This window comes from Variovorax sp. P4_D9, assembly GCF_056401695.1.
Genome location: NZ_JBFUIU010000491.1, coordinates 1 through 6,846 on the forward strand (window position 1 = coordinate 1; position 6,846 = coordinate 6,846).

General features: G+C 64.7%; 8 protein-coding genes. 3 read left to right on the forward strand and 5 right to left on the reverse strand.

What is annotated here, in order from left to right:
• The 5 genes from AC1DY5_RS36320 to AC1DY5_RS36340 all read right to left on the reverse strand — a co-directional run.
• Positions 1 to 262 (reverse strand): hypothetical protein (locus tag AC1DY5_RS36320; protein WP_478119330.1); only part of this gene is annotated, 262 nt, incomplete at its 3' end.
• Between the two features lie 120 nt (positions 263 to 382).
• The gene (locus AC1DY5_RS36325) at positions 383 to 898 is read right to left on the reverse strand and encodes a hypothetical protein (protein WP_478119331.1); all 516 of its coding nucleotides are present in this window, start codon (positions 896 to 898) and stop codon (positions 383 to 385) included.
• Between the two features lie 231 nt (positions 899 to 1,129).
• A complete protein-coding gene (locus AC1DY5_RS36330) occupies positions 1,130 to 1,540 on the reverse strand; it encodes an MAPEG family protein (protein WP_478119332.1) in 411 nt (136 codons plus the stop codon).
• Positions 1,541 to 1,625: 85 nt separating this feature from the next.
• The gene (locus AC1DY5_RS36335; RefSeq protein ID WP_478119333.1) at positions 1,626 to 1,790 is read right to left on the reverse strand and encodes a hypothetical protein; all 165 of its coding nucleotides are present in this window, start codon (positions 1,788 to 1,790) and stop codon (positions 1,626 to 1,628) included.
• 9 nt (positions 1,791 to 1,799) lie between these two features.
• Positions 1,800 to 4,160: an ATP-binding protein gene (locus AC1DY5_RS36340; protein ID WP_478119334.1), complete on the reverse strand. Its 2,361-nt coding sequence runs from the start codon at positions 4,158 to 4,160 to the stop codon at positions 1,800 to 1,802.
• A 914-nt stretch (positions 4,161 to 5,074) separates the two neighbouring features.
• Between AC1DY5_RS36340 and AC1DY5_RS36345 the strand changes: the two genes are divergently transcribed.
• From AC1DY5_RS36345 to AC1DY5_RS36355, 3 genes are all read left to right on the forward strand, one after another.
• A complete protein-coding gene (locus AC1DY5_RS36345; RefSeq protein WP_478119335.1) occupies positions 5,075 to 5,623 on the forward strand; it encodes a nuclear transport factor 2 family protein in 549 nt (182 codons plus the stop codon).
• A 15-nt stretch (positions 5,624 to 5,638) separates the two neighbouring features.
• Complete coding sequence (locus AC1DY5_RS36350) at positions 5,639 to 6,358, forward strand: NADPH-dependent F420 reductase (RefSeq protein WP_478119337.1); 720 nt, start codon at positions 5,639 to 5,641, stop codon at positions 6,356 to 6,358.
• 79 nt (positions 6,359 to 6,437) lie between these two features.
• On the forward strand, positions 6,438 to 6,846 hold a 409-nt coding region (locus AC1DY5_RS36355), incomplete at its 3' end, for a Bug family tripartite tricarboxylate transporter substrate binding protein (protein WP_478119336.1).

A 6,846-nucleotide genomic window follows, 5' to 3' on the forward strand; every position in this document is an offset into this window, starting at 1 on the left:
GAACGCGCTCGCCCGCAGCCATCCTTTGCACGAAGGGCACGAGCCAGCCGGCGTCAGCGCTCGCGAAGTGCTGGGCCCACGATGGGTCGAGAGCCTCGGCGGCGGTCAGGAAGGCTGCAGCCGCTCCGTGTCCCACACCCTCCGCGACTCCAACCAGATGCTGCGTTCCATCGAACGCCATCGAAACCTCGTAGGGCCACTGAAAGTCCCCAGCTGTCGGAAGCGGCTTCGTTGCAGTGGCAAGGACGTAGTAGAGGGCCATGGTCTTCAGTTGTTCCGCATTGGAAGGCGCTGTTGAATGTCTGGTTGTGGCCACCGGGAGATGCCGGACGCTGTCGAATGATTCAGCCGCACGCATTGGTGCGAGGCGGTGCGTCGGGAGTCATGTTCTCTCTTTGAAATGTGACCACGCCCAGCCGATCAGCGTGGCGACCAGGAATGGATAGGCGAAGAACGGCAACGGTGCGGACAAGGGCGTGAGTTGGCGTCCGGCAAAGATTTCCACTGCCACGAGCGCGAACAACGCCGACGCGATGAACCCGACCGCCCTGACCAGCTTGGGCATGATGTTGGGCGCGCTGATGAGTGCGAGCGAAGCAGCCCACAAGCCGGCCCCGCTCCCAAAAGAAGGAGTACTGGCAATCGGCTCCATGGCAGCGCCAGAGAGAATCAGGCCTTCGCCGATCGCGAAGACCAGGAATCCGGCAGCCATCAGGTCGCGTCCACGCCGGAAGTGATGAATGGTCAGCAACGCAGTCGCGACAACGAGGGCCACGCCATCGAGGCCCCAAGCCAGTCCGCGAAGCGATGCAGACGAGACGAACGTGCCAGCCAATCCGAGGACGGCACCTGCGACGAGCCCAGTGGACGCAATGATTCGCAGCGGCATGTGGTTCATGGTGTCTATAAGTTTGGAACGGGCGGTCGCTCTGCGCCTGATTGTTGATGCTCGTCGGGTTAGTGCACACCCACTTCGCGGACGCAATCCCGCAATTAGCCCGCGGGTGTTGTAAGTCGGCCGCGAACCTCGATTCCTGGCCTCGTTCTGACGGCGCGTTGGCCTTCCTTGCCATCAGGCCGCGAAGATGAACGTCCGGTTGTGGCTGCGTATTCAGCGATTGGTTAGCTCTCACGAGAACCAGGTTACAAGCAGAACCCATACCCAGTACGCGCCAATACCCATCTGCACCACAAACGCTAGGAATCGAGAATTTACCGCCGGGACGCTCAGTGAACACAGATGGACGATCGACTGGAAGAGGCCAGCAGCCAGGAACCAAGGAGCGAGCCCGTCGGTCACATTGGTTCTGTTGGTGGCAATAGCGATGAGCAATAGACCGCCGAATATTGGTATGCCCTCTAGGCAGTTGGCGTGAGCTCTTCCGAGGCGTTGCATAAACGGCGACAGGTTTGAGTTGTCAGGTTGAAACTCATTCGCCGCGACCACCCCTTTCACAACGAGACGCGTACGAAGAGCTTCCATAAGTACCAGTAGGAGTAGGGTCCAACCGATGAAGCTGATCAAGACAAATGCAGACATGCTTGGCATATTCCATCTCCATGCGATTCGGCGAGGTAGGCAGGATACGCGGCAATGAGACTCTGAGCCGAACGTCCGTTCCCGATTACGTCAGCGCTTGGTCGATGCCTGCGAGAGCCCAGCCATTCTTTGCCGCAATCGCCGTCGCGCGAACCGCCCGCAGCCGGGCCATGGACGCCGCGTCATTGCCCGTCTCCGCCGCCGTGGCGATGGCTCGCGCCCGCTCGACCATCAGCTCGACCCAGGGCAAGGTCTCGACTCAGAACATCCGCTCGAGCAAGGCCGCATGGTGCAGCGCGCGTGACCAGTCGCGGGCTGCGAGGCTGGCTTCCATCGCGTCGCGATAGAACAACAGGTGGTTGTGGGCGAGCCCGGTGTCCTGCAGCAAGGCTTCGCCTGCGGCCAGGTGCGCCGCCCGCTCTTCGGCGGAATCGGCCACTCGTGCCAGCCGACCCTCGATCACGGAGCCGAAGTATCCGAGACCGGTCTGGCGTGCCAGCGCCAGTGCTTGTTCCAGGTCGTGGCGGGACTGTGCGCGATTTCCCCGCAGCAGGCTGTGCTCGGCGGAGATGGACAGCACGATCACTTCGTAGCGCCGGGAACCGGCCTGCCGCGCGAGCTCTAGCGCCTTTTCGCACGATTCGCCGGCCTCCTCGAAGCGGCCGGCCTCGGTGAGCACCTGAGTCAGCGTGGCCTGTGCGGAAACCCGCACGGGCACGACGCCGAAGCGCTGTGCGTCGTCGCAAACCGAATTGCATTCAGCGATGGCGGCGTCCAGCTGGTTGGCGAACAACAGGCAGAGCCCGATCATGCAGCGGTTGGGTCCGGCGATGCGGATCTGCCCCTCACACAGCTCGACGCAGCGCCTGAAGTTCTCGAGCGCACTGGCCATTCGGCCCTGGGCATAGCGCGCGTCGCCGAGGCCGCTCAGCGCCCGCGCTCGGCTTTCCGGGTCGCCGCATTGCTCGGCAAGCTGGAGAGCGAGCACGTGCTGCGCGTCGCACTCGGCGGTTCGGCCCTGAGCGAAGTAGAGGTTGCCCCGGGTGTGGTGGATGCGCGAGCGTTCGATGATCAGCGCGAGCCGCTCGGCGATCGGCTGGGCCTCGCCGAGCGCATGCATCGCCGCAGCGAATTCGCCCGTCACGCGATAGCCTGCGGCGATGCCCATCCAGCAGCGCCCCAGGTCGTCGCCGGCCAGTTCGAGCGCACGCTGGAAAGCGGCGATCGAGTCGGTCGTGCGTCCGATCTCGCGCAACATCTCGCCGCAAAGCAACGCGAGTTCGCAGCCGACTGCGGCGTTGCCTAGCGCCGGGTCGGACGCCAACGTGCCGCCGCGCTCGGCCAGACGCAGCGCGCTTTCCAGGCGCAAGCGCCCGGCCTCCCGGGTCGCCGCGCGCAGGTAGGCCGCCGCGGCCGCCGCGTCCTCGGCCCGGTCGAGATGCTCGGCCTGCAGCACCGGATCGTCGTCGCCGAACCATCGCGCGGCGGCCTGATGCAATTCGCGTCGCCGGCTCTTGAGTGTCGACGCGTAGACGGCCTCCTGGATCAGCGCATGCGCAAACAGAAAATCCGGGCCGTCGGGCCGCACGATGTCGGCTGCCACCAGAACGTCGCAGCTCGCATTCGGTGCGCCTGCGACACCGCGCAGGTTGCCGAGCGAGAAGCGCTTGCCGATCACCGCGGCGGCCTGGAGGGCGGCGCGATCGGGCGCGGCGAGGCGGTCCATGCGCTCCAGCACCAGGCTCTGGATGGTCGGCGGCACGGCAGGCGCGAGCCCGGGTGTCTCGCCGGCGCGCGCGGTTCGCAGCAGCTGTTCGAGGAACAGCGGGTTGCCTTCCGCGCGTTCGATGCACATCAGCGCAAAGCGGCTCGACACCTCCACCAGCCCGCCGGCCAGCAGGCGCGCCTCCTGCGGCCGCAGGGGTGCGAGATCGATGGTCATGAAGGCGCTGCCGTGGATCGATGTCCGCCAGGCCTTGTCGATCAGATCGCCCTCGATGCGCGAGGTCAGCAGCAGGACCATCGGCGCCCGGGCGGCCGCACGGGCGGCCGCCGCCACCAGCCGCAGCAACTCGGGCGAAGCCCAGTGGATGTCCTCGATCAACACCAGTTGCGAACGCGCCGCGGCGGCCCGCTGCAACAGGCAGCCCAGCGCCTCGCTCGCGCGCCGCAGTCGGGTGGCATTGTCCATCGCCTCGAAAATCGCCTCCAGCGGCTTCGGCTGGGGCAGGTCGAGCCACTCGTTGACGCACAGCATTTCGTCGTCCGTCACCAGGCCATTCGCGGCGGCAGCCAGCACCGCCGCGCGGCGGTGGGCTTCGTCGTCGCGCGCGTTCACCTGCAACACCGTCTTCAGCAGCGTCGAGATGGCGTCCTGCCCTTTGCCCACGCCGAAATCCAGCACCTGGCCCGAGGGCGTGTCGAATCCCTGATCGCGGGCGCGCGCCTGGAACTCTTCCACCAGCCTGGATTTGCCGATGCCCGCCTCGCCGCGCACCAGCACCGTCACTCCGCGGCGGGCTCCGACGGAACGTACACGGTCAATGACGACTGCAGCGGCACTCTCCAGACCGGGAATGGTGTGGCATTCAAAGTTCTTTGTCGCTCCCGGCGGTGACACGACCTGGTCGATTCAGATCAGCCCGCCCGGCAACGTGTTCCAGGGCAAATCCGAGCGCGTGAGTCGATAAGGCCGGCCGCAGACCTGTGCCCCCGGTAGGGACCCGGAGTGCATCTTGGGGGTAGTTGCGCGAGTGATTCGATTTGATCGTGCCGGACTGATCCTGACTCTCCCCAGACGCACGCAGGCGTGACCGCCGAGCTTGAATCGAGCATCGTGGAAAAGACGCTTCACGAGACGCCCATCATCGCGGCCAACGCACGGGAGCACGCGCGCACGCTGGCAGCTACGAGTGAACGTCTCAACCGATGGCATCGTCGCGCGATTTCGGGTGGAACGCCCGGAAGCAGACGCTGACCAATGTCGGCTGATGGCCGGGAGTGTGAATTCCCCGAGGTTGCTGAAAGCTGCCCTTGTCCGGCGAGGCTCCAGGCTCGAAGGACAGCTCACCGGCGCATCTGCAGACTCACGGTCCCGGCCATCAGGAGACGTTCACCTTTGTCCGCTTTCGGGTTGCCTAGCAGGCCCGGCGTCGTGGCATCACCCTCAGCTCATCGAGTTACCTGAGTTCGCACAGCACCACCTCCCCACTTTTGGTACGTGCGTGTAGATCATGGTCATAGTCCGCATCGGCGCTCATGACCGCTGCGCTGCGCCCTGTGCGCTGAGTGCCGCGCGACTGCCCCGAGCGGGGGGGCATGTAGTCCTAGCCGCAATGGGGCGATGCCAATGCGTTCTGACGTTCGCCCTATCGATTGAAGACGAGTCTCCTCGCGAAGCGCGAAGTGTTCGGGGGCTGCACCTATCGAAAACCCTGATGCTGCCGGGAGCTTCATAGATCACACTTACAAACCAGATGGTCGGTTTGTTTAATACTGATCGACTTCCCAGCAAACAGGACAAGGAGACAGCCCATGACGAAAACGACTGACGAGAAGCTGCGCGACTTGCTGGTGAAAGATCGGCTTCACGAACTGGAGATGGCCTACTGCCGCGGAGTGGATCGTCGTGACGCCGCGCTGTTGCATTCCATCTTCTTCGAGGATGCGATCGAGGAACACGGCGATATGTACAGCGGCAGTGCCACGGAGTTCGCCGAATGGGTGTTCCGAGACTTTCTGCCCAAGTACGAACTTACAACGCACTACGTCCTCAACGAGTGGTACCGCGTAGACGGCGACAAGGCCGAGGGCGAGACGCACCGCCTTTCCTACCATCGCGAGCGTGCTGCGGACGCCTCGGCGACGGAAGCCATCGCAGCTTGCCGCACGTTCAACCGGTATGAGTGTCGCGATGGCGTGTGGAAGATTTCCTACCGCAGCGTGGTGCGCGATTGGGTCACGCAGCGCCCCGTCGACGACTCGCTGTACCACGGGCATTTCGGCATGGCGCTGAGCCAGCCGAACGATCAGGACGATTCGTATCGCCTGCTCTCCCAATTCCCACGCGGCGACCGACTCTGAGAAGAGGCTGATGTGATGAAGATCGGCATTGTCGGGACGGGAAACATGGGCCGCATTCTGGGATGCGGATGGGCTGTTCACGGACATGAAGTGTTCTTCGGCGCGCGCAATCCACAGACCGCAATGGATGCCGCCGACCTGGCGCGAGCAAACGGGGCAGTGCATGCGCAGGCAGGCAGCAACCGCGAGGCCGCCATTTTCGGCGACGTGGTTTTCTACAGCGTCCGCGATGTGCACCCAGCTCAGGTAGTCGGCGACATCTCCGCGCTCGACGGCAAGGTGGTCATCGACCCGAACAACTGGCCAGTTCCCGAAGGAAAGTTCGACTTCGCGCCGATTGCGCAGTCCCTCGCAGAAAGGCTCCAGGCCTGGCTCCCCTGCACCCAGGTGGTGAAATGCTTCAACACCATGGCGCAGGAGTTGTTCGAGATGCCGGTGGACGAACTGCGCGCGCAGAAGGTCTCGGCCTTCATCGCCTCCGACCACGCCGAAGCGCGCGACACCGTGGCCGCGCTCGCGCGTGACCTGGGCCTCGCGCCAGTGGACATGGGACCACTGCGCAATGCGCGCATCGTCGAACCGCTGGGCGACGTCATCCGCTATCTCATCCTGGGCGCGGGGCTCGGCCCCTACGCCGCACTGAAGGTCGATGTTCTGCGGCCGGCCGAGACCGGCCGCTTTGGCGGCCGCCACGCCTCGGCCTGGTGGGCCCGCAACGCCGAGACCGCCGGTTGATACACGCACTCCCTCAACGCACCCCCCGAATACCCAGCCGTACCGACGGCATTGCACGACAACGAACGGAGACGCAGCCATGATTCCTCACATTCCCCTGCTTCGCGCCTTCACGGCGGCAGCCCTGACGCTTGCCTCCGCAGGCGCGCTGGCCCAGGCCTATCCGGACAAGCCGATCCACATCGTCGTGCCCTTCAGCGCCGGCGGCGGACTCGATGCCGCCGCCCGCGTGCTGGGTCAAGGGCTCACCAAGCGGCTCGGCCAGCCGGTCATCGTGGACAACAAGCCCGGCGGCAACGGCCTCATCGCGACGCAGTTCGTCCACCGGCATCTCGAACAACTCCTGCGCCATGGTGTTGAAGCATTTCACCACCTGGGTGCAGGGGAGCCAGGCCTGGAGCCTTTCTGCGAGGGACTGCGCAATCGGCGCGAAGTCGAACTTTCCTTCGGGAACTGGCCAGTTGTTCGGGTCGATGACCACCTTGCCG

Coding starts and splice junctions, on each gene's coding strand:
- AC1DY5_RS36325 (WP_478119331.1), bottom strand. CDS start 898: ATGAACCACATGCCGCTGCGAATCATTGCGTCCACTGGGCTCGTCGCA.
- AC1DY5_RS36330 (WP_478119332.1), bottom strand. CDS start 1,540: ATGTCTGCATTTGTCTTGATCAGCTTCATCGGTTGGACCCTACTCCTA.
- AC1DY5_RS36345 (WP_478119335.1), top strand. CDS start 5,075: ATGACGAAAACGACTGACGAGAAGCTGCGCGACTTGCTGGTGAAAGAT.
- AC1DY5_RS36350 (WP_478119337.1), top strand. CDS start 5,639: ATGAAGATCGGCATTGTCGGGACGGGAAACATGGGCCGCATTCTGGGA.